Source organism: Sphingomonas sp. MS122 (assembly GCF_049532975.1).
Lineage (GTDB): Bacteria > Pseudomonadota > Alphaproteobacteria > Sphingomonadales > Sphingomonadaceae > Sphingomonas.
Window position 1 is genome coordinate 1,017,600 of record NZ_CP186695.1, and the last position, 18,200, is coordinate 1,035,799.

The 18,200-nt window shown below is 69.0% G+C and carries 19 protein-coding genes; 6 read left to right on the forward strand and 13 right to left on the reverse strand.

Annotated features, from left to right (window positions below):
• Nucleotides 1-20 precede the first annotated feature (20 nt).
• Entirely contained in the window at nt 21-905 is an 885-nt protein-coding gene (locus ACO227_RS04690; RefSeq protein WP_423605696.1) for a peptidylprolyl isomerase, read from the forward strand.
• Between the two features lie 186 nt (nt 906-1,091).
• Here ACO227_RS04690 and ACO227_RS04695 read toward each other — a convergent pair whose 3' ends face one another.
• The 4 genes from ACO227_RS04695 to ACO227_RS04710 are packed head-to-tail and all read right to left on the reverse strand — an operon-like array spanning nt 1,092 to nt 4,632.
• On the reverse strand, nt 1,092-1,718 hold the full coding sequence (locus ACO227_RS04695; RefSeq protein ID WP_423605698.1) for an ABC-type transport auxiliary lipoprotein family protein: 627 nt from the start codon (nt 1,716-1,718) through the stop codon (nt 1,092-1,094).
• Nucleotides 1,715-2,686 carry an MlaD family protein gene (locus tag ACO227_RS04700; RefSeq protein WP_423605700.1) on the reverse strand — a complete coding sequence of 324 codons (972 nt, stop codon included), beginning with the start codon at nt 2,684-2,686 and terminating at the stop codon, nt 1,715-1,717. Before ACO227_RS04700 ends, ACO227_RS04695 begins: the two co-directional genes overlap by 4 nt.
• Nucleotides 2,687-3,526, reverse strand: coding sequence for an ABC transporter ATP-binding protein (locus ACO227_RS04705; RefSeq protein WP_423605702.1), 840 nt, complete (start codon nt 3,524-3,526; stop codon nt 2,687-2,689).
• Nucleotides 3,526-4,632 (reverse strand): MlaE family lipid ABC transporter permease subunit, encoded by a 1,107-nt coding sequence (locus ACO227_RS04710; RefSeq protein WP_423605704.1) that lies wholly within the window; start codon nt 4,630-4,632, stop codon nt 3,526-3,528. Before ACO227_RS04710 ends, ACO227_RS04705 begins: the two co-directional genes overlap by 1 nt.
• 99 nt (nt 4,633-4,731) lie before the next feature.
• Here ACO227_RS04710 and ACO227_RS04715 point away from each other — a divergent pair, with 99 nt between their 5' ends.
• The gene (locus ACO227_RS04715; RefSeq protein WP_423605706.1) at nt 4,732-5,406 is read left to right on the forward strand and encodes an HAD family hydrolase; all 675 of its coding nucleotides are present in this window, start codon (nt 4,732-4,734) and stop codon (nt 5,404-5,406) included.
• Between the two features lie 139 nt (nt 5,407-5,545).
• Here the strand turns inward: ACO227_RS04715 and ACO227_RS04720 are convergent, their stop codons facing one another.
• The 4 genes from ACO227_RS04720 to ACO227_RS04735 all read right to left on the reverse strand — a co-directional run bounded on the left by ACO227_RS04720 (nt 5,546) and on the right by ACO227_RS04735 (nt 11,904).
• Nucleotides 5,546-5,962, reverse strand: coding sequence for a hypothetical protein (locus ACO227_RS04720; RefSeq protein ID WP_423605708.1), 417 nt, complete (start codon nt 5,960-5,962; stop codon nt 5,546-5,548).
• A 253-nt stretch (nt 5,963-6,215) separates the two neighbouring features.
• The gene (locus ACO227_RS04725) at nt 6,216-7,421 is read right to left on the reverse strand and encodes a DUF445 domain-containing protein (RefSeq protein WP_423607253.1); all 1,206 of its coding nucleotides are present in this window, start codon (nt 7,419-7,421) and stop codon (nt 6,216-6,218) included.
• Nucleotides 7,422-7,536: 115 nt separating this feature from the next.
• Complete coding sequence (locus tag ACO227_RS04730; protein ID WP_423605709.1) at nt 7,537-10,680, reverse strand: efflux RND transporter permease subunit; 3,144 nt, start codon at nt 10,678-10,680, stop codon at nt 7,537-7,539.
• 21 nt (nt 10,681-10,701) lie between these two features.
• Nucleotides 10,702-11,904 carry an efflux RND transporter periplasmic adaptor subunit gene (locus ACO227_RS04735; RefSeq protein WP_423605710.1) on the reverse strand — a complete coding sequence of 401 codons (1,203 nt, stop codon included), beginning with the start codon at nt 11,902-11,904 and terminating at the stop codon, nt 10,702-10,704.
• A 243-nt stretch (nt 11,905-12,147) separates the two neighbouring features.
• Here ACO227_RS04735 and ACO227_RS04740 point away from each other — a divergent pair, with 243 nt between their 5' ends.
• Together ACO227_RS04740 and ACO227_RS04745 are read left to right on the forward strand one after the other, a co-directional pair.
• On the forward strand, nt 12,148-12,408 hold the full coding sequence (locus ACO227_RS04740) for a GlsB/YeaQ/YmgE family stress response membrane protein (protein WP_423605711.1): 261 nt from the start codon (nt 12,148-12,150) through the stop codon (nt 12,406-12,408).
• A gap of 89 nt (nt 12,409-12,497) precedes the next feature.
• The gene (locus ACO227_RS04745; RefSeq protein ID WP_423605712.1) at nt 12,498-13,208 is read left to right on the forward strand and encodes an SIMPL domain-containing protein; all 711 of its coding nucleotides are present in this window, start codon (nt 12,498-12,500) and stop codon (nt 13,206-13,208) included.
• Between the two features lie 167 nt (nt 13,209-13,375).
• Here the strand turns inward: ACO227_RS04745 and ACO227_RS04750 are convergent, their stop codons facing one another.
• The 3 genes from ACO227_RS04750 to ACO227_RS04760 all read right to left on the reverse strand — a co-directional run bounded on the left by ACO227_RS04750 (nt 13,376) and on the right by ACO227_RS04760 (nt 14,425).
• Nucleotides 13,376-13,639 (reverse strand): GlsB/YeaQ/YmgE family stress response membrane protein, encoded by a 264-nt coding sequence (locus tag ACO227_RS04750; RefSeq protein ID WP_423605713.1) that lies wholly within the window; start codon nt 13,637-13,639, stop codon nt 13,376-13,378.
• Nucleotides 13,640-13,767: 128 nt separating this feature from the next.
• The gene (locus ACO227_RS04755; protein WP_265117694.1) at nt 13,768-14,067 is read right to left on the reverse strand and encodes a DUF1153 domain-containing protein; all 300 of its coding nucleotides are present in this window, start codon (nt 14,065-14,067) and stop codon (nt 13,768-13,770) included.
• Nucleotides 14,068-14,167: 100 nt separating this feature from the next.
• Entirely contained in the window at nt 14,168-14,425 is a 258-nt protein-coding gene (locus tag ACO227_RS04760) for a hypothetical protein (RefSeq protein WP_423605715.1), read from the reverse strand.
• Nucleotides 14,426-14,541: 116 nt separating this feature from the next.
• On the opposite strand from ACO227_RS04760, the gene mnmA reads away from it, so the two are divergent.
• Both mnmA and ACO227_RS04770 read left to right on the forward strand, forming a co-directional pair.
• Nucleotides 14,542-15,651, forward strand: a complete 1,110-nt coding sequence (mnmA, locus tag ACO227_RS04765) for a tRNA 2-thiouridine(34) synthase MnmA (protein ID WP_423605716.1) — start codon at nt 14,542-14,544, stop codon at nt 15,649-15,651.
• A gap of 151 nt (nt 15,652-15,802) precedes the next feature.
• Nucleotides 15,803-16,720 carry a bifunctional helix-turn-helix transcriptional regulator/GNAT family N-acetyltransferase gene (locus ACO227_RS04770; RefSeq protein WP_423605718.1) on the forward strand — a complete coding sequence of 306 codons (918 nt, stop codon included), beginning with the start codon at nt 15,803-15,805 and terminating at the stop codon, nt 16,718-16,720.
• Nucleotides 16,721-16,734: 14 nt separating this feature from the next.
• On the opposite strand, the gene ACO227_RS04775 is transcribed toward ACO227_RS04770, so the two are convergent.
• Together ACO227_RS04775 and ACO227_RS04780 are read right to left on the reverse strand one after the other, a co-directional pair.
• Complete coding sequence (locus ACO227_RS04775; RefSeq protein ID WP_423605720.1) at nt 16,735-17,412, reverse strand: GNAT family N-acetyltransferase; 678 nt, start codon at nt 17,410-17,412, stop codon at nt 16,735-16,737.
• Nucleotides 17,409-18,200, reverse strand: coding sequence for a PhzF family phenazine biosynthesis protein (locus ACO227_RS04780; RefSeq protein ID WP_423605722.1), 792 nt, complete (start codon nt 18,198-18,200; stop codon nt 17,409-17,411). The genes ACO227_RS04775 and ACO227_RS04780 overlap by 4 nt, the downstream gene beginning before the upstream one ends.

An 18,200-nucleotide genomic window follows, 5' to 3' on the forward strand; every position in this document is an offset into this window, starting at 1 on the left:
GCCCGTGCCAGCCTGCGGCCATGCTCACCGCCCTTCTCGCCGTCGCGCTCCAGGCAGCGCCGCCCGTCGCGCCCCCGGCTCCGCCCAAGCCATCCGATGCGCTGCCCGCCGACTGGCGCGCGGTGCCCGACGACGAGCTGCTGGTGCTGACGCTGGCGGGCGACCGCCGCGTCTATATCCGTCTCGCCGCGCGCTACACGCCGGTGCATGTCGCCAATATCCGCAAGCTCGCCGCGGCGCGCTGGTGGGACGGCGAGACCGTCTATCGCGTCCAGGACAATTATGTCGTGCAATGGGGCGACGCGACCGAGAAGAAGCCGCTGCCCGCCGAGGTCATCGCGCAGCCGCCCGCCGAATATGACTGGCCGCGCTACGACGCGGTGACCAGGCTCGCCCGCACCGACCCCTATTCGACGGCCGCCGGACACAGCGCCGACGGCTGGCCGCTCGCGACCAACGGCACGGTCGCGTGGATCCCGCATTGCTACGGCATGGTCGGCGTCGCGCGCGATCTCGCGCCGAGCACCGGGAGCGGCGGTGACCTCTACGCCGTGATCGGCCATGGCCCGCGCCATCTCGACCGCAACATCGCCATCGTCGGCCGCGTGCTCGAGGGGATCGAGCATCTCTCGACCCTGCCGCGCGGCACCGAGGGCGGGCTCGGCCTGTACAAGGATGCGAGCCTGTACGTCCCGATCGTCAGCGTGCGCCTCGCGAGCGAGCTGCCCGCGGCCGAACGCCCGCGTTTCGAATATCGCGCCGCCGACAACCCCCGCTTCGCCGCCTGGGTGAAGGCGCGCGAGAATCGCGAGCCGCCCTTCTTCGAGCTGCCGGCGGGCGGGGCGGATATCTGCAACGCGATGCCGCCGGTGCGGCGGACGCCGTCGCGCGACGGCGGAAGTTGACACTAGATTGACACTATCGGCGCTGTTTCGGGGCTGACGGGTGCGGCCGGCGGGGATGACGGCCAGGGCTGACGGTGAGAAAGAGCGAGCGCGGACGTTCGCAAACGAAATCCAACATTGCAAGCGCCTGGTGCGGAGGCTGTCCTCACCTCCCGCCGCTTTGCCCTCCTCCTCAGGGGAAAGGGATTAGCGCCCGACCCAGTCGGCGACTTCGCCCGCGACCTGGTTGGCGGCGGTGTTGAGCGCGACCCCGGCAGCGGCCGGCGTGATCTCGGCGACGGGGACGCGCGCCTCGAAGCGGCGCCGCTCGAAGGTCATCGGCGGGCGCGCCCCGCGCTCGGCAGGCGGACGATCGCGCACCAAGGTCGCGTCATAGGTCACCACCGCCTCGCGCGCCGGGGCGTCGATGCCGAACTGCCTGAGCTCGCCGCCGAGCCGCGCGCCCGGGTCCGACAGCGACTGGCGCAAGGTCAGCACCACGCGGCCGGTGCGCGCCGAGATCGTCTCCGACAGCAGCCGCGCGAACAGCTGGCTGGGCGGCTCGACCCACACCGCTTCCTTGAGATAGGCGACATTGGTGTCGTCCGAGCGCACCGGCACGCGCGTCACCGCCAGCTCCCGCGCGGCGATCGGCGCGGTGATGGTGATCGACTTGGCGGTGGCCGAGTTCAGCGTCTCGCCCACCGCGACCGTGGCCGCCGGGGTCAGCGTCAGCAGCGAGGGCGGCGGCTCGGCGCCGAAGCGGATGCAGCCGCCGAGCACCAGCGGTGCGATGAGCATGACGGGGGCGAGCGTCTTCATGATCCGGCTCACTTCTTCTTGGGTTCGTAGTCGGGGAGCTTGGGCGAGCCGATCAGCGACCCGGCGCCGCCGCGATCGACCTTCTCGGCCACCGATTGCAGCGCGATCGACATTTCGCGCAGGTCCTGGATCAGCTGGTTGACCTCGGGGATGGTCCGCGTCGAGACCTCGTCGATCCCGGCATCGGCCTTGCCCAGCGTGCGCTCGAGCGCCTTCATGCTGCCGTCGGCCGAGGCGATCGCCTTGCGCAGGTCGGCCATCGCCGGCCGTACCTCGCTCGCCAGCACCTGGTCGGTGGTGCCCGAGAGCTTGCCGATCTGCTCGGCGGCGAACCCGGCCTGCTTCACCGTATTGCGCAGCTCGGCGATCGCGGCGCGGATGTCGGGCGCCCCCTTGGCGAGCTCCTCGGTCATCCGGTCGGTATTCTCGAGGATGCCGGCGATCGAGGCCTGGTTGCGGTCGGACAATAGCTCGGTCAGCCGCTCGGTCAGCGTCGACAGGCGCTCGAGCAGCCGCGGGGCGGTGTTGAGCAACGCGCCGAGCCCGCCCTGCTTGGTCGGGATCACCGGCACGCCGAGCGGGCAGACGCTGCGCGGATTGACCTCGGGGCAGACGATCGCGGGGGCCCCTTTGACCGCGCCGTCGAGCTGGATCTGGCTGACCCCGGTGAAGCCGACCCCCTGGATCGTCGCGGTAGTGCCCTGCAGGATCGGCACTTCCTTGTTCACGCTGATGCGCACGCGCACCAGGCTGGGATCGGGCGGGAACAGCGCGATCTCCTTGACCTGCCCTGCGGGCACGCCGGAGAAGGCGACCGCCGAGCCCTTGTTCACGCCGTCGACCGCCTGCTTGAAGAAGATGTCGTACTCGTTCTCCGCCGTGGTGTTGAGCCGCGCGAGCCACACGGTGAACAGCGCCAGCATGGCGAGCAGGATCAGCACCACCGCGCCGACCAGCACATGATTTGACCGGGTTTCCATCTAAGCCCCCATATCCTGCGGCGTCCCTTGCGGTTCCGCCCGTGCAGCCGCCCCTTCGGCGCTGGAGACGGCCGCCCGCCCGCGCGGGCCGTTGAAATATTCCTGGATCCACGGATGATCCAACGCGAGAAGCTCCTCGATGGTGCCGACCGCGATCACGCGCCTGTCGGCGAGCACCGCGACACGATCGCAGATCGCATAGAGCGAATCGAGATCGTGCGTGATCAGGAACACGGTGAGGCCGAGCGTGCGCTGGAGCGACAGCGTGAGCTCGTCGAACGCCGCCGCGCCGATCGGGTCGAGCCCGGCCGTCGGCTCGTCGAGGAACAGCAATTCGGGATCGAGCGCGAGGCTGCGCGCGAGCCCGGCGCGCTTCTTCATGCCGCCCGAAAGCTCGGCGGGATATTTGGGGCCGGCATCGGGCGGCAGGCCGGTCATCACCACCTTGTAGGCGGCGATCTCGTCGAGCAGCGCCTGGTCGAGCCGGGGATAGAACTCCTTGAGCGGGACCTGCACATTCTCGGCCACGGTCAGCGTCGAGAACAGCGCGCCGCCCTGGAACAGCACGCCCCAGCGCTTGCGGATCTCGATCGCCTCGTCCTCGTCGATGTCGAGCGCATTGTCGCCGAACACCTCGACCGATCCCGCGTCGGGCTGCTGCAGCCCGATGATCGAGCGCATCAGCACCGACTTGCCGGTGCCCGATCCGCCGACCACGCCGAGGATCTCCCCGCGCTTGACGTCGAGGTCGAGCTGGTCGTGCACGACCTGCTCGCCGAAGCTGTTGCGCAGGCCGCGCACGCGGATGATCGCCTCACCCTCGAAGGTCGCCGCGGTCATCAGTTCCACCCGACTTCGGTGAAGAACACCGCGAAGAAGGCGTCGAGCACGATGACGAGGAAGATCGCCTGCACCACCGCGGTGGTGGTGCGCGTGCCGACCTGCTCGGCGTCGCTTTCGACCTGCATGCCCTGGAAGCAGCCGGCGATGGCGATGATCGCGCCGAACACGGGCGCCTTGACCAGCCCGACATAGAGATCGGTGATCGGCACCACCTCGCGGATGCGCTGGACGAAGGTGATCGGCGGAATATCGAGCGAGATCCAGCAGAGCAGGCCGCCGCCGATGATCGCGACGACCGAGGCGTAGAAGCCGAGCAGCGGCAGCATCAGCACCGCCGCAAGCACGCGCGGGATGACCAGCGCTTCCATCGGATTGACCCCGATGGTGCGCATCGCGTCGATCTCCTCGGTCAGCTTCATCGTGCCGATCTGGGCTGCGAAGGCCGAGCCCGAGCGGCCGGCGACCATGATCGCGGTCATCAGGATGCCGAGTTCGCGCAGCGTGATGCGGCCGACCAGGTTGATCGTGAACACCTCGGCGCCGAACTGGCGCAGCTGCACCGCGCCCTGCTGTGCGATGACGATGCCGATCAGGAAGCTCATCAGCCCGATGATGCCGAGCGCCGACACGCCGACCACCTCGAACCGGTGGACGGTGGCGTGGAAGCGGAAGCTGCGCGGATTGGCGATCACCCGGCCGAACGCCATCGCGGTCGCGCCCATGAAGCCGAGCAGGCCGTAGAGCGTCTTGAACGCCTGGATCACCGCCTCGCCGACCTCGGCGAGAAGGCGGGTGAAGGTGCCGAGCGGCGCGCGCGGCATCGCGATCGGCTGGTCGGCTTCGGTCACCTGGTCGAACAGATGCTGCGAATCGCTGGTGAGGCCCGAGATCCTGGCGCCGGAGTCGCGCGCGAAGCGGTGGATCAGCCAGGCGCCGACCGTGTCGATCCGCTCGATGCCGCGCATGTCGAGCTCGGCGACCGGGCCGTTCACCGCCGCGAGCCGTTCGGGCAGGTCGCCGATGCAGCGAAGCGAGAGGCTGCCGCTGAACCGCAGCGTGCCGCCCCCTGCCGGGTCGTGCTGGAAATCCGCTGGCGCGTTCATCGCCTCACCCATCGTTCATTCGGACTGGAACGGCAAGCTCCCGCGTTTACAGAGGTTTCGGTCCCGTCCCAATCCCCGAATCAGGCCCAAGGTTCCCGAATGCGCCGCCTCGCCATCTACGACATGGACAAGACGATCACGCGAAAGGCGACCTGGACGCCGTTCCTGGTTCACGCCGCGCTGGCCCGCGCGCCGTGGCGGCTGGCGCTGCTGCCCGTCGCGGGGATCGCGTCGGTCGCCTATCTCGCCAAGGCGATCGACCGCGCGCAGCTCAAGCAGGCGACGCACCGGCTGATGCTCGGCCGGGCGATCCCGCCGGGCGATCTGGATGCGGTTGCGGAGGCGTTCGCGGACGGCGTGGCGGCGTCGAACCTGTTCGCCGACGCGCGCGCGCGGGTCGAGGCGGACCGCGCCGCGGGCTGGGAGCCGGTGCTGGCGACCGCGAGCCACGGCTATTACGCCCGCGCGATCGCCGCGCGGCTGGGGATCGTCCAGGTGATCGCGACCGAGGCGCGGCGCGACGCCGAGGGCAATGTGCTGGCGGGGATCGAGGGCGAGAATTGCTACGGGCCCGCGAAGTTGCGGCTGATCGAGGCGTGGCTGGCGCGCGAGGGGCTGGCGCGGGGCGATGTCCGGGTGCGCTTCTACAGCGACCATGTCTCCGACGCGCCGGTGCTCGAATGGGCGGACGAGGCGTTCGCCGTGAACGCGCACGGGCCGCTGCGGCGGCTGGCGGCGGCGCGGGGGTGGACGGTGCTGGACTGGGCGGGGTAGCGAGCAGGAAGGGCAGTTGACGATCCATTGCGGACATCGGTCTCACCACGCACAACGATGATATGCTGTTTCAGCGAACCGTAGCGTTGACTCTTCTTGCTGCGTAACACCCCGCAAGCGGACGTCCCAGAAGCCGTTCTCAACGGGGAGCAGGGGCGTTGTTGGCTATGGCGCGCTTCCGGGCGAGGAGCGACTGCATCCTTGCCAGGGCTTGTTCAGTCTCGTCGCTCCGTGCTCTCCAGGCGCGAGCGGTCTTGGCTTCGTCACCGGCCTCGCACGTCCGGTGGACGGCTTCCTCCATTATGCTTTGCTCCTCCTCGGGCGCAAAAGTGCCGCCCAGGAGTTCGTATTCCCGTTCAAGGCGACTGTATCTGAGGTTCACTTCAACGATGCGGTTCAACCGGGCGCTGTCTTGGCATATGAGGTGACCGAGGTGATGGAAGAGCCACCCGCCGCGCGCCGAATAGACCGTAGCGGAAAGCTCGGCGTCGATTTGTTCGAGGCTCATCGTTTCGATGTTTGAACCTTGCGAGAGCAGAAGCAGAATCGCAAACATCGGACATCCTTTGCAGGTAACGCCCCTGCTAGAGCCGATGCATTAACGACCGCTTTCCACCCGAAAGCCACCCGCTTGCAATGTTGGAATTCATTTGCTTGCATCGCTGGGCCGGATGAGGCCGCTCTTTGATTTCGTCGATCAGCCACCGCCGAACGCGCCGCGGCAAGAGGCGACCAAGTTGACAGAATGAACCGCGTTCCGCGTAGCTTCGTCAACTTCGCGGCAGCTCGTATCCGAGCACACGCTGCTTCTAGAGCCACACGTGCAGCGTGTGGATGACGAGGCCTACCAGCCCGCCCACCAGGGTCCCGTTGATGCGGATATATTGCAGGTCCTGCCCCACCGCATTTTCGAGCCGCCCGGTGATCGTGCGCGCGTCCCAGCCGCGCACCGTGTCCGACACCAGCCGCACGATGCCGTCGCCATAGTCGGCGGCGGTGCCGACCGCGGCGCGGCGCACGAAGCGGTTGATCATGTGCGCGAGGCGCGGGTCGTCCTGCAGCGTCTGCCCAAGCTGGCGCAGCGCGTCGCCGAGCTTGCCGGCGAGCGCCGCGTCGGGATCGCGCGCGATGCGCAGCAGGGCGTTGCGGCCCTGCTCCCACATCCCCTCGATCCAGCGGGCGAGCGCGGGGTTGTCGAGCATCTCGGCCTTGAACTCCTCGACCTTGATCCGCGTCGGGATGTCGAACTGGAGGTCGAAGGCGAGCTTCTCGAGCCCCTCCTCGACCTTGGCGCGCAGCGGATGGCTCGCATCTTCCGCCACGTCGGCGACGAGCTTGTAGAGCCCGTCGATGATCGCATTGGCGAGCGTCTCGTCGAGCCCGGTCCAGCGCATGATCGCGCCGGCGCGCTCGTGCACCATCTTGCGGATCAGCTCTTCATTCTGGTCGATCACCTTGGCGAGCCAGCGCAGCATCCCGTCCATCAGCGGCAGATGGCGCCCCTCGGCGATCGCCGCGCCCAAGGCCTGGCCGATCAGCGGCGCGACGTCGGTCTGGCGCAGCCGGCTGGCGACCGCGCCCTTGATCATGCCGCCCAATTGCTCCTGGTCGAGCGATTCGAGCAGGCTCGCCGCCATGCGCGAGGCGCCGCGGCGCAGGCGGCCCGAGCTCTCCGGCGGCTGGGCGAGCCACTTGCCCGCCGCGCCCGCGACGTCGACGCGGCGCATCCGCCGCGCGACCACCCCCGGCACGAGGAAATTGTCGCGCAGGAAGTTGGCGAGCGCCGTCGCGATCCGGTCCTTGTTGCGCGGGATGATCGCGGTGTGCGGGATCGGCAGGCCGAGCGGGTGGCGGAACAGCGCGGTGACCGCGAACCAGTCGGCCAGCCCGCCGACCATCGCCGCCTCGGCAAAGGCGCGGACGAAGCCGGTGGCGGGATAGGTGGGTTCGTAATGCCGCGCGACGAGATAGACCGCCGCCATCGCCACCAGCAGGCCGGTGGCGATGAACCGCATCCGCCTGAGGCCCGGCGGCGCCGGTTCGCGGCGCACGCGGCCGCTGAACACGCGGCCAGAAAGCGCACGGGGGGACGGGTTCATGCCCGTAACAATCCCCCCGCGCGCAATTGGTTCACTCGGCAGGCTGGGTTCCCTCCCCGCCGCCCGGATGACCCCCATGCCCGAGCCGGCCCTGATGCTCGATCACCGGCCCCTGCGGCCCGTGCTCGTCGCCCGGGGTATAGGTCAGCAGGCGGCGGCGCAGGCGCGGGCCGAGCCATTTCTCGACGCCGATCGCCAGGCTGAAGCTCGCCGGGACGATCAGCAGCGTGAGCACGGTGGAGAGGATCAGGCCGCCGATCACGGTGATGCCCATCGGCGCGCGCCACGACGAGTCGCCCGACAGCGACAGCGCGGTCGGCACCATGCCCGCGACCATCGCCACGGTGGTCATCACGATCGGCTGGGCGCGCTTGTGCCCGGCGTCGGCGATCGCGGTGAGCTTGTCGACGCCCTTCTCCATCTCCTCGATCGCGAAGTCGATCAGCAGGATCGAGTTCTTGGCGACGATGCCGAGCAGCATCAGCAGGCCGATATAGACCGGCATCGAGATCGGCTGGCCGGCAACCATCAGCGCCAGCAGGCCGCCCAGCGGGGCCAGCAGCAGCGAACCCATGTTGACCAGCGGCGAGACGAAGCGGCGGTAGAGCAGCACCAGCACCGCGAACACCAGGAAGATGCCCGAGATCACGGCGATGATGAAGTTCTGGACCATCTCGGCCTGCCACTTGGCCGAGCCGAGGGTGAGCTTGCCGACGCCGAGCGGCAGGTTCTTCATCGTCGGCAGCTGGTCGATCTGCTTCATCGCTTCGCCGCTGACCACCCCGGCCGCCAGATCGGCGCCGATCATGATGCGGCGCTGCTTGTTGATCCGGTCGATGCGTGTCGGGCCGGCGCCGAAGCCGATATCGGCGACGAGGCTGAGCGGCACCGATCCGCCCGCCTGGGTCTGCACCGGAAGGTTCTGGATCGTCGAGAGCTTGGCGCGGGCATCCTCGTCGAGCGCGACGCGGATCGGGATCTGGCGGTCCGACAGCGAGAAGCGCGCGCTGTTCTGGTCGATGTCGCCGAGCGTCGCGATGCGGATCGCGGTCGACAGCGCGGCGGTGGTGACGCCCATGTCGGCCGCCAGGTCCATGCGCGGCCGGATTACGATCTCGGGCCGCTGCAGGTCGCCCGAGATGCGCGGCGCGACCACGCTCTTCAGGCCCTCCATCTCCTCGACGATCTTCTGCGCGGTGCGCGTCAGCAGCGCCGGATCCTCGCCGCCGAGCGTGATCGTCAGCGCGCGGCCCGAGCCGCCCCAGCCCTGCTGGTTGCGGAACGAGACGCGGGCGTCGGGGATCTTGGCGAGCTCGGGCGTCAGGCGGCGCTCGAACTCGTCGCTCTTGAACGACCGCTCCTTGGCGAACATCGCGGTGACGCGGCCATTGCCGACGAATGCGCGCGAGTAGGTGTTGTCGACCCCCTCCTGCGCCGCGAGCAGGTCGCGGACGCGATCGACCACCACCTTGGTCTGCTCGAGCGTGGTGCCCGGCACCATCTCGATCGTCGCGGTCGCCGAATCCTGGTCGAGATTGGGCTGGAAGGTCATCGGCAGCGACATGAAGCAGACGACGGTGAGCGCGAGCGCCACGATGCCGCCGACGATCGCCGACCAGCGATGGCGCAGCGTCCAGTGCAGGATCTTCATATACTGGTCCATCATCCACCCTTCGCCATGGGTGGCGTGGCCCTTCGCCTTGAGGAAATAGGCGGCGATCATCGGCGTCAGCAGACGCGCGACGGCAAGGCTCATCAGCACCGCCGCGACGACCGTGAGGCCGAAATTCTTGAAGAACTGGCCCGAGATGCCGGGCATCATGCCGACCGGCAGGAACACCGCGACGATCGACATGGTCGTGGCGACCACGGCGACGCCGATCTCGTCCGCCGCGTCGATCGCGGCCTGATAGGCGGTCTTGCCCATGCGCATATGGCGGACGATGTTCTCGATCTCCACGATCGCGTCGTCGACCAGCACGCCCGCGACCAGGCTGAGCGCGAGCAGCGTCATCTGGTTCAGGTTGAACCCGAGCAGCTCCATGAAGAAGAAGGTCGGGATCGCCGACAGCGGGATCGCCAGCGCCGAGATCAGCGTGGCGCGCCAGTCGCGCAGGAACAGGAAGACGACCACCACCGCGAGCGCGGCGCCCTCGAGCAGCGCCTCGATCGCCGAATGATATTGCGACTCGGCATATTCGGTGTTGTTGAACAGCACCTCGAAGCGCACCTTGGGATTGCGCTTCTGCAGCTCCTCGAGCTTCTTCTCGGCCGCGTGGAACACCGCGACGTCCGACGCGCCCTTGCCGCGCTTGATGTCGAAGGCAAGCACCTGCTGGCCGTTCCATTCGGCCGAGCTGCGCTGCTCCGCATAGAGGTCCCTGACCTCGGCGATGTCCGACAGGCGCACGGTGCGGCCGCCGCCGATCGCGATCTGGGTCTGGCCGAGCGCATAGGCGTTGGCGGCGTTGCCGAGCACGCGCACCGACTGCTCGGTGCCCGAGATCTCGGCGCGCCCGCCCGCGGCGTTGAGGTTCACCTGGCGCAGCTGCTGGTTCACCTGGCTCGCGGTCAGGCCATAGGACTGGACCTTGGCCGGATCGAGGATGACGCGGATCTCGCGGTTGACGCCGCCGACGCGGTCGACCGCGGTCAGGCCGGAGACCGACAGCAGCTCCTTCGCCACCGCATTGTCGACATACCAGGAGAGCTCCTCCATCGTCATGTCGGTGGCGATCGCAGTGAAGCTGGCGATGTCGTTGTCGGTGGTGTTCGCGCGGAACACCTGCGGTTCGAGGATGCCGTCGGGCAAGTCGCCGCGGATCTGGTTGATCGCCTCGCGCACGTCGTTGACCGCGCGGTCGATCGGCGTGCCGATGTCGAGCTGGATGATCGTGGTCGAGTTGCCCTCGGTCACGTTCGATTCGATCTGGTCGATGCCCTGCAGCGCACGCACCGCGGATTCGACGCGCTGGGTGATCTGGGTCTCGAGCTCGGTCGGCGCCGCACCCGGCTGGCTGATCGTGACGATCGCGATCGGGAAGTCGATGTCGGGATCGTTGTTGACGTCCATCCGCGCGAAGCTGACGAAGCCCGCGATCGTCAGCGCGATGAACAGGACGATCGGCGGAACCGGGTTCCGGATCGACCAGGCCGAGATGTTGCGAAAGCCCATGGCTGTATCCTTAGTCCCGCGTCACCGCTGCAGCTTCGTGAGGTTCGGCCGCACCTTCTGCCCCGGGTTGAGGAAGGCGCCCGCGGTGATCACCACGCGCTCGGTGCCGTTGAGACCGCTGGTGATCGCCACGCCCGTGTCGGACACGTCGCCGGTGGTGATCGGGCGACGCTCCGCCTCGTCCTTGGCGTTCAGGACATAGACGAAGTTGCCCTTCGCGTCGCTCTGAATCGCCGATTGCGGCAGCATCGGCGCGACCTGGCCGCCCGAATGGATGCGCGCGCTGGCGAAGCCGCCCGGGCGCAGCGCCTTGTTGTAGGAGAGCGCGATGCGGGCGATGCCCTGGCGTGTCTGCGGGTCGATCACGGGCGAGACCTGCCACACCTCGCCGGTGAAGGTCTCGGTGGTGCCCGTCGGGGTCACCTCGGCGCGCGCGCCGACCGGGATGCGCTGGAGGTCCGCTTCGCTGAGCTGGGCGCGCATCTCGAACTGGCCGCCCTGCGCGATGCGGAACAAGGTGCCCGAGCCCGAGCTCACGATCTGGCCCGGCTCGACCGCGCGGGTCAGCACCAGGCCCGCCGCGGGCGAGCGGATGTCGAGGCGGCGGTTGCGCGCGTTGGTCTCGGAATGCTGCGCCTGCGCGACGCGGACCCGCGCCGCCGCGGCATCGCGGGTCGCGGTCTTGCGGTCGATATCGGCCTTGGAGACGAAGCCGCGGCTGAGCAGCTGCTGGGCACGGTCGAGCTCGGACTGTGCGATCTTGAGATCGGCCTGCGCGACACGGACGTTCGCGGCCTGCGACTGCGCGGTCTGCGCCTGGACCGAACGGTCGACGGTCGCGAGCACCTGGCCCGCGGCGACCCAGTCGCCCGGCTCGACCAGCACCCGCGTCACCTCGCCGCCCTCGCCGGCGACGCCGACCGGCATCTCGCGCCGGGCGGCGAGCGAGCCGGTGCCGCTGATCACGCGGTCGATCGACTGGCGGCCGGGCACCGCGACGGTCACCACCGGAAGCTGGCGATTGCCGCCGGCGCCTTCAGCGCCCTTGGCCGCCGCGCCGGCCTTCTCGCCCTCGCCGCCGCCCGAGGCGAATGCGAACCAGGCCGCGGCGAGCACCGCCAGCACGACCACCGCACCGATGATCCACCAGCGCCGCTTCGACCGGCCTTCCCCCTCCAGCGCCAGCTGCTCGTCCCTGCCCAACATCCCTGCCTCGTAGTTCATGCGCGACTCTTTCCACCTCGGTCATGCGACCGTTGCGGGCTATCCCCGTCACGCTGTGTTATATGAATAAATCACCGGCCTCAAGAGCCGTTCTTTCCCCGGCGCTACCTGCCTGTTTTCGTCTTGTTCCGCAAGGGGACTCGTGCCGCGCCGCACCATCGAATCGGGGTTTGCAGCGCCCGCATCCTCGGGCAAGTTCCCCGCCGGTTTCCCTTCGCGGAACCGCAGAACAGGAGGAATCGCATGCCCGACGGTATTCTCGGTTGGATCCTCATCGGCCTCGTCGCCGGTGCTCTCGGCAAGCTGATCATGCCCGGCAAGGATCCGGGCGGCATCATCGTCACCATCCTGATCGGTATCGCGGGCGCGCTGCTCGCCGGGTTCATCGCGCCGGCGATCGGCATCAGCCTCACCGGCACCTTCACCAGCTACATCGCCGCCACGATCGGCGCCGTGGTGCTGCTGGCGCTCTATCGCCTGGTGATCGCACGCCGCGCCAGCTGAACACGGCTCGTCGCGCCTACGGGGCCGTTCAGCCAGCGTTGTCCCGCCGCCATTAGACGCGGCGGGACAACAGATGAAAGGCCCGATGCATGGTTCGATTGCTGACGCTCGCGGCGGTTGCCGCCGCCCTTCCGATGGCCGCCGCCGCGCAAGTCGCCGCGCCGGTGCTGCCCGCGGACGGGACATTGCTCGACGTCGTGGCGGAAGGGGAAGCGACCCGCGTCCCCGACATCGCGACGATCCGCGCCGGCGTCGTGACGCAAGCGCCGACCGCCGCCGCCGCGCTCGCCGCCAATGCCCAGCAGATGACGCGCGTGCTCGCCGCGCTCAAGGCGGCCGGGGTCGCCGAGCGCGACGTGCAGACCGCGACGATCTCGCTCCAGCCGCAATATCGCTATGCCGAGAACCAGCCGCCGGTGATCACCGGCTATCAGGCGGCGAACAGCGTCTCGGTCAAGTTCCGCGACATCGCCAGGAGCGGCAACATCCTCGACGCGCTGGTCAAGGAAGGCGCCAACCAGATCGACGGCCCCAATCTCTCGATCGACCAGATGGAAGCCGCGCAGGACGAGGCGCGCACCGACGCGGTCAAGCGGGCGCGCGCACGGGCCGACCTCTATGCCAAGGCACTGGGGATGCGGGTCGAGCGGCTGGTATCGCTGAGCGAGGCGCTCGACGGCGGCGGTCCCGGGCCGGTGCCGGTGATGATGGCGCGGATGGAGGCCAAGGATGCGACTCAGGTCGTCCCCGGCGAGCAGCGCGTCGGCGTGACGATCCGCGTGCGCTTCCTGCTCAAGTAAAACGAAAAGGGCCGCCCCGTCACCGGGGGCGGCCCTGTCCTCTCCGATTCTTGCGGTTCAGCATGGCGGAACCGAGGCCGTGCCGGCCCGCTCCCCACCCGGCCACCCAGCGGCAGCATCATATGGGTGGCCGGGTGGGGGAGCGGGCCGGCACCGCCCTCGGCAAATCAGCGCACCGAACCGCGGCGCACCAGGTTGACGATCGCCAGCAGGACGATCGCGCCCAGCAGCGACACCACGAAGCTGTACACCGACAGCCCCTGGTTGATCGATCCGCCGCTGAAGATCAGCCCGCCGATGAACGCGCCGATGATGCCGACGACGATGTTGAGCAGGATACCCTGCTGCGCATCGGTGCGCATCACCAGGCTGGCAAGCCAGCCGACGACGCCGCCGATCACGAGCCACACGATGATTCCGACGAGGTCCATTTTTTCCTCCATCCTCGCACCCGCCTGTACGGCGGGCCTTGTGGGGAAAAGACTCGCAAGCGCCCGAAATGGTTCCGCCCGCGTTTCGAGGCGCGGGCGGAAGGAGGGAGGAACTCAGGCGAAAAGAATCAGTATTTCTGCTGCCGCTCGTAGAGCGAGCGATAGTGCTGGATACGCGTCACGCGCAGGCCCGGCATGCCCGACCGGTCGATCGCGCGCTGCCAGCCGGCGAATTCCTCGACCGTCAGGCCGTAGCGGTCGCACACTTCGTCGACCGTCAGCAGACCGCCATTGACCGCGGCCACCACTTCCGCCTTGCGGCGCACCACCCAGCGGGTCGTGTCGGGTGGGGGCAGGGTGTCGAGCGTCAGCGGCTCGCCGAGCGGTCCGATCACCTTGGCCGGGCGGATCTTCTGGTTTTCAATCATCACTTACCTCGATCAGGGCGGGGGGTCCCCGTCTTTGCTCTGTAACGACCGTAGCGGCCCCGGCTTGAGCATCGGCTAAACGGCACGGTAAACGCCGCCTTCATTGCTCTTGCCAGCCGGTTAGCGCGGCTTTTGAAGCCGCACCGCCATTCAGCGCCATTTCCGCGGCATGGTTGAACGCCCCGTGCGCAGGCGCGAGCAACGCGTCCGCGGTGGTGGTGCGCGCCAGCAATGCCTGAAGCTGCGCCGTGGGACTCGCCGCCTGACGCGCAGCGATGCCCACCATCAGCACCGCCAGCTCGGTGGGGATGGCGGTCATCACCGCAATGTCCCGGTCGAAACGGAAGCTCAGGTCCACAACGCTACTCGCCTAGAGTCGAAATCCACCCATTTTGGATAAAGGCGAAGGTTGAAGGCCGGGTAAACGCGCCCGCTTTTGCATCCGCGCCCCGCCATCCCTATGTGCGGGGCGCGATGACCGGAGCAGATTTTCAGTTGAGCGGACCGCTGGACACGCGGCGGATCGTCGTCGCCATGTCGGGCGGCGTCGATTCGTCGGTGGTGGCCGCGCTCGCCGCGCATACCGGCGCCGAGACGATCGGCGTGACGCTCCAGCTCTACGATCATGGCGAGGCGGTGGGCCGCGCGGGCAGCTGCTGCGCGGGCCGCGACATCCGCGACGCCCGCGCCGTGTGCGATCGCCTCGGCATCGCGCACTATGTGTTCGACCATGCATCGAGCTTCCGCGAGACGGTGATCGACGACTTCGCCGATGAGTATCTCGCCGGCCGGACCCCGATTCCCTGCGTCAAGTGCAACATGGGGCCCAAGTTCACCGACCTGTTCGCGCTCGCCCGCGATCTCGGCGCCGACTGTCTCGCCACCGGTCACTACGTCCAGCGCGTGATCGGCGCCGAGGGGCCGGAGCTACACAAGGGTGCCGATCCGGCGCGCGACCAGAGCTATTTCCTCTTCGCGACCACGCCCCCGCAGCTCGATTTCCTGCGCTTCCCCCTGGGCGGCATGCCCAAGGCACAGGTGCGCGAGATCGCCGCCGAGATCGGACTCGGCGTCGCGGCCAAGCCCGACAGCCAGGACATCTGCTTCGTCCCCGACCGCGACTATGCCGGCCTCGTCCGGAAGCTGCGGCCCGAGGCGGATACGGCGGGCGCGATCGTCGACGAGGCGGGCAAGACGCTCGGCGAGCACAAGGGCCTCATCCACTTCACCGTCGGCCAGCGCCGCGGGCTCGAGATCGGCGGCAGCCCCGAGCCGCTCTACGTCATCCGGCTCGATGCCGCCCGCCGCGAGGTGGTGGTCGGCCCCAAGGCCGCGCTCGCCGTGCGCGCGGCGCGGATCGAGGGCATGAACTGGCTCGGCGGCGGTTATACGGGACCGATGACCGCCAAGGTGCGATCGATGGCCCGGCCCGCCCCGGCGCGGCTGGAGGGCGACCGCGTGGTGTTCGAGACGCCCGAATATGGGGTCGCCCCCGGCCAGGCGGCGGTGCTCTATGCCGGGGAGCGGGTATTGGGCGGCGGCTGGATCCGCGAGACCGAGCGCGCCGAGCTGGCCGCGGCATAGGCGCGACGCGCTCCCGCCGGCGTCAACGACATCCCCGGATCTCCCCGTTACCGGCATAGGTGTCGAAGTTCATTGACTCGATCAACACATCGATGTTGATTGAGTCAATATCAGGAGAGCGGTGCCCGTGACGATTCGGCATGAGAGGGGAGTGGCGACGCTGCGCGCCTTCAATCGTACCTACACCCGACGGCTCGGCCTGCTCGGCCCGCATCTCGACGACAGCCCCTTCACGCTGAGCGAAGCGCGCATCCTTTACGAGCTCGCGAACCGCACCGATCCCACTGGAGCGGCGATCGCACGCGCGCTGCAGCTCGATCCGGCACAAGTCAGCCGGACGTTGAAGCGATTCTCCGGGCGCGGCCTGGTGGCGACACGAGACGATCCGGCCCATGGCCGCCACCAACTCCTGTCGCTCACCGCAGTCGGCCGAGCCGCGTTCGCCGCACTGGAAGGTAATACCAAGACCGCGATCGACGGACTGCTGGATAGCCTCCCCCCGTTCAGCCGCGCGGCCCTGCTCGCCGCGGCCGAAACCATCACTCGCATGTTCGAGAACGATGCATCGCCGCGCCCGGTGCTGCGGAGCCTGCGGCCGGGCGACCTGGGCCAGGTGATCGCTCGCCAGGCCATGCTCTACGCGGAGGAATATGGCTGGAACAGCGACTATGAGGCGCTGGTCGCCCGCATTCTCGCCGACTTCCATCAGTCCTTCGACCCGGCGCGCGAGGACGCCTGGATCGCCGATATCGACGAACGGATCGCAGGCTCGATCTTCCTCGTCGCCGGGGACGCGCCGGAAGTGGCCAAGCTGCGCCTGCTCTATGTCGAGCCTGCCGCTCGGGGTGCGGGGGTCGGCAAGATGCTGGTCACCGCCTGCATCGAGCGGGCGCGCGCGATGGGATATGCCCGGCTCGATCTCTGGACGAATTCGGTCCTGACGGCCGCCCGGCACATTTATGAGCAGGCGGGCTTCGTCCTGGTCGACGAGGTGCCGCATCGCTCCTTCGGCAAGGATCTTGTCGGGCAGACCTGGTCGCTGAACCTGCAGAACCGCTCGCCGGCCTAGGCGAGCACGGCGTGCTACGCCTCGCGCTCGAGGAAGGTCGCGATCACCTCCCGCCGCACGCGGAAGCCCAGCTTCTCGTAGAGCGCGATCGCGCCCCCGTTGGTCGCATAGCTGTGCAGGAACGGCATCTCCCCGCGCGCAGCGATCCGCGCCATCACCACGCGCATCAGCTTGCCGGCATACCCCCGCCCGCGCCAGTCGGGATGGGTGCAGACCGCGCTCACCTCGGTCAGGCCGGGCGCGCGCATCCGCTCGCCGGCCATCGCGACGAGCTGGCCGTCGACGCGCACGCCGATGAATTCCCCCAGGCGGTGGGTCGCCTCGACGAAGGGTCCGGGCTCGGTGAGGGTTGCCAGCGCGACCATTTCGGGCGCCTCGGCATCGCCGAGGTCGAGATAGTCGATCGGGTCGGGCGGCGCGGGGCGCTCGGCGACCATCTGGACGAGCATCGCCTGCTTCGCGACCGCAAGACCCGGCGGCACCGCCGTTTCGGCGGCTTCGACCGTCGCGATCTTCCCGCCGGGCGGCACCAGCGCGGCGAGCGCGGCCAGCGCCTCGGGCGAATCGTCGGCAGCAGCGGCGAGGATGTTGATCTCCGGCCGGTAGCGCCACGCGCGGGCATTCCCCGCCGCGAATCCGGCCTGCCGGCCCGACAGTGCAGTCCAGACGGGGCGGTCGAGCGGATGGCTCACAGCGTGAACATCCCCTCGATCACCGTCACGCACTTGCCGCGCAGGACCACGCGCTCGCCCGCCGTCTCGCAGCCGACATGGCCGCCGCGGCGGCTCGCCTGGAATGCGGTGAAGCGATCGCGCCCAAGCCGCGCGGCCCAGTACGGGATGAGCACCGAATGCGCCGAGCCCGTCACCGGGTCCTCGTCGATCCCCGCGGCGGGCGCGAACACGCGGCTGATCACATCGGTTTCCGTGCCCGGCGCCGTCACGATGTTGAGCGTGTCGCCGATCGCGGCGAGCGCGCGGAAGTCCGGCTCCAGCGCCCGCACCGCCGCGGCGCTGTCGAGCACGACCATGTCATAGCCCCTGGCATGCCGCAGCACCTCGCCCCGCTCGACCCCGAGCGCGTCGAGCAGCCCCGGCACCTCGGCCGGCTCGGGCGAATAGGCGGGCAGTCCCATCGCGTAGCCGTCGCCCTCGCGCGCCACCTCGAGCACCCCCGCCTTGCGGGTGCGGAAGCGGACCCGCTCGAGCGACGCGTCGCGTGTCAGCAGCCAGTGCCCGCTCGCCAGCGTCGCATGGCCGCACAGCGCGATCTCGACCGCCGGGGTGAACCAGCGCAACTCCCAGTCCGCCTCGCCGCCCGCATCGGGCACGATGAAGGCGGTCTCGGCGAGGTTGTTCTCCTCGGCGATCGCCTGCAGCACCGCGTCGTCGAGCCACGCGTCGAGGGGCATCACCCCGGCCGGGTTGCCGGCGAAGGGACGGTCGGCGAAGGCATCGATCTGGGCGAAGGGCAGCTGCAT

What these genes read in the sequence shown, in the direction of transcription:
- ACO227_RS04730 (WP_423605709.1), bottom strand. Translation starts at nt 10,680, where the DNA reads ATGGGCTTTCGCAACATCTCGGCCTGGTCGATCCGGAACCCGGTTCCG.
- ACO227_RS04710 (WP_423605704.1), bottom strand. Translation starts at nt 4,632, where the DNA reads ATGAACGCGCCAGCGGATTTCCAGCACGACCCGGCAGGGGGCGGCACG.
- ACO227_RS04745 (WP_423605712.1), top strand. Translation starts at nt 12,498, where the DNA reads ATGGTTCGATTGCTGACGCTCGCGGCGGTTGCCGCCGCCCTTCCGATG.
- ACO227_RS04690 (WP_423605696.1), top strand. Translation starts at nt 21, where the DNA reads ATGCTCACCGCCCTTCTCGCCGTCGCGCTCCAGGCAGCGCCGCCCGTC.
- mnmA (WP_423605716.1), top strand. Translation starts at nt 14,542, where the DNA reads ATGACCGGAGCAGATTTTCAGTTGAGCGGACCGCTGGACACGCGGCGG.
- ACO227_RS04720 (WP_423605708.1), bottom strand. Translation starts at nt 5,962, where the DNA reads ATGTTTGCGATTCTGCTTCTGCTCTCGCAAGGTTCAAACATCGAAACG.
- ACO227_RS04750 (WP_423605713.1), bottom strand. Translation starts at nt 13,639, where the DNA reads ATGGACCTCGTCGGAATCATCGTGTGGCTCGTGATCGGCGGCGTCGTC.
- ACO227_RS04735 (WP_423605710.1), bottom strand. Translation starts at nt 11,904, where the DNA reads ATGAACTACGAGGCAGGGATGTTGGGCAGGGACGAGCAGCTGGCGCTG.
- ACO227_RS04715 (WP_423605706.1), top strand. Translation starts at nt 4,732, where the DNA reads ATGCGCCGCCTCGCCATCTACGACATGGACAAGACGATCACGCGAAAG.
- ACO227_RS04755 (WP_265117694.1), bottom strand. Translation starts at nt 14,067, where the DNA reads ATGATTGAAAACCAGAAGATCCGCCCGGCCAAGGTGATCGGACCGCTC.
- ACO227_RS04780 (WP_423605722.1), bottom strand. Translation starts at nt 18,200, where the DNA reads ATGCAGCTGCCCTTCGCCCAGATCGATGCCTTCGCCGACCGTCCCTTC.
- ACO227_RS04740 (WP_423605711.1), top strand. Translation starts at nt 12,148, where the DNA reads ATGCCCGACGGTATTCTCGGTTGGATCCTCATCGGCCTCGTCGCCGGT.
- ACO227_RS04705 (WP_423605702.1), bottom strand. Translation starts at nt 3,526, where the DNA reads ATGACCGCGGCGACCTTCGAGGGTGAGGCGATCATCCGCGTGCGCGGC.
- ACO227_RS04700 (WP_423605700.1), bottom strand. Translation starts at nt 2,686, where the DNA reads ATGGAAACCCGGTCAAATCATGTGCTGGTCGGCGCGGTGGTGCTGATC.
- ACO227_RS04725 (WP_423607253.1), bottom strand. Translation starts at nt 7,421, where the DNA reads ATGCGGTTCATCGCCACCGGCCTGCTGGTGGCGATGGCGGCGGTCTAT.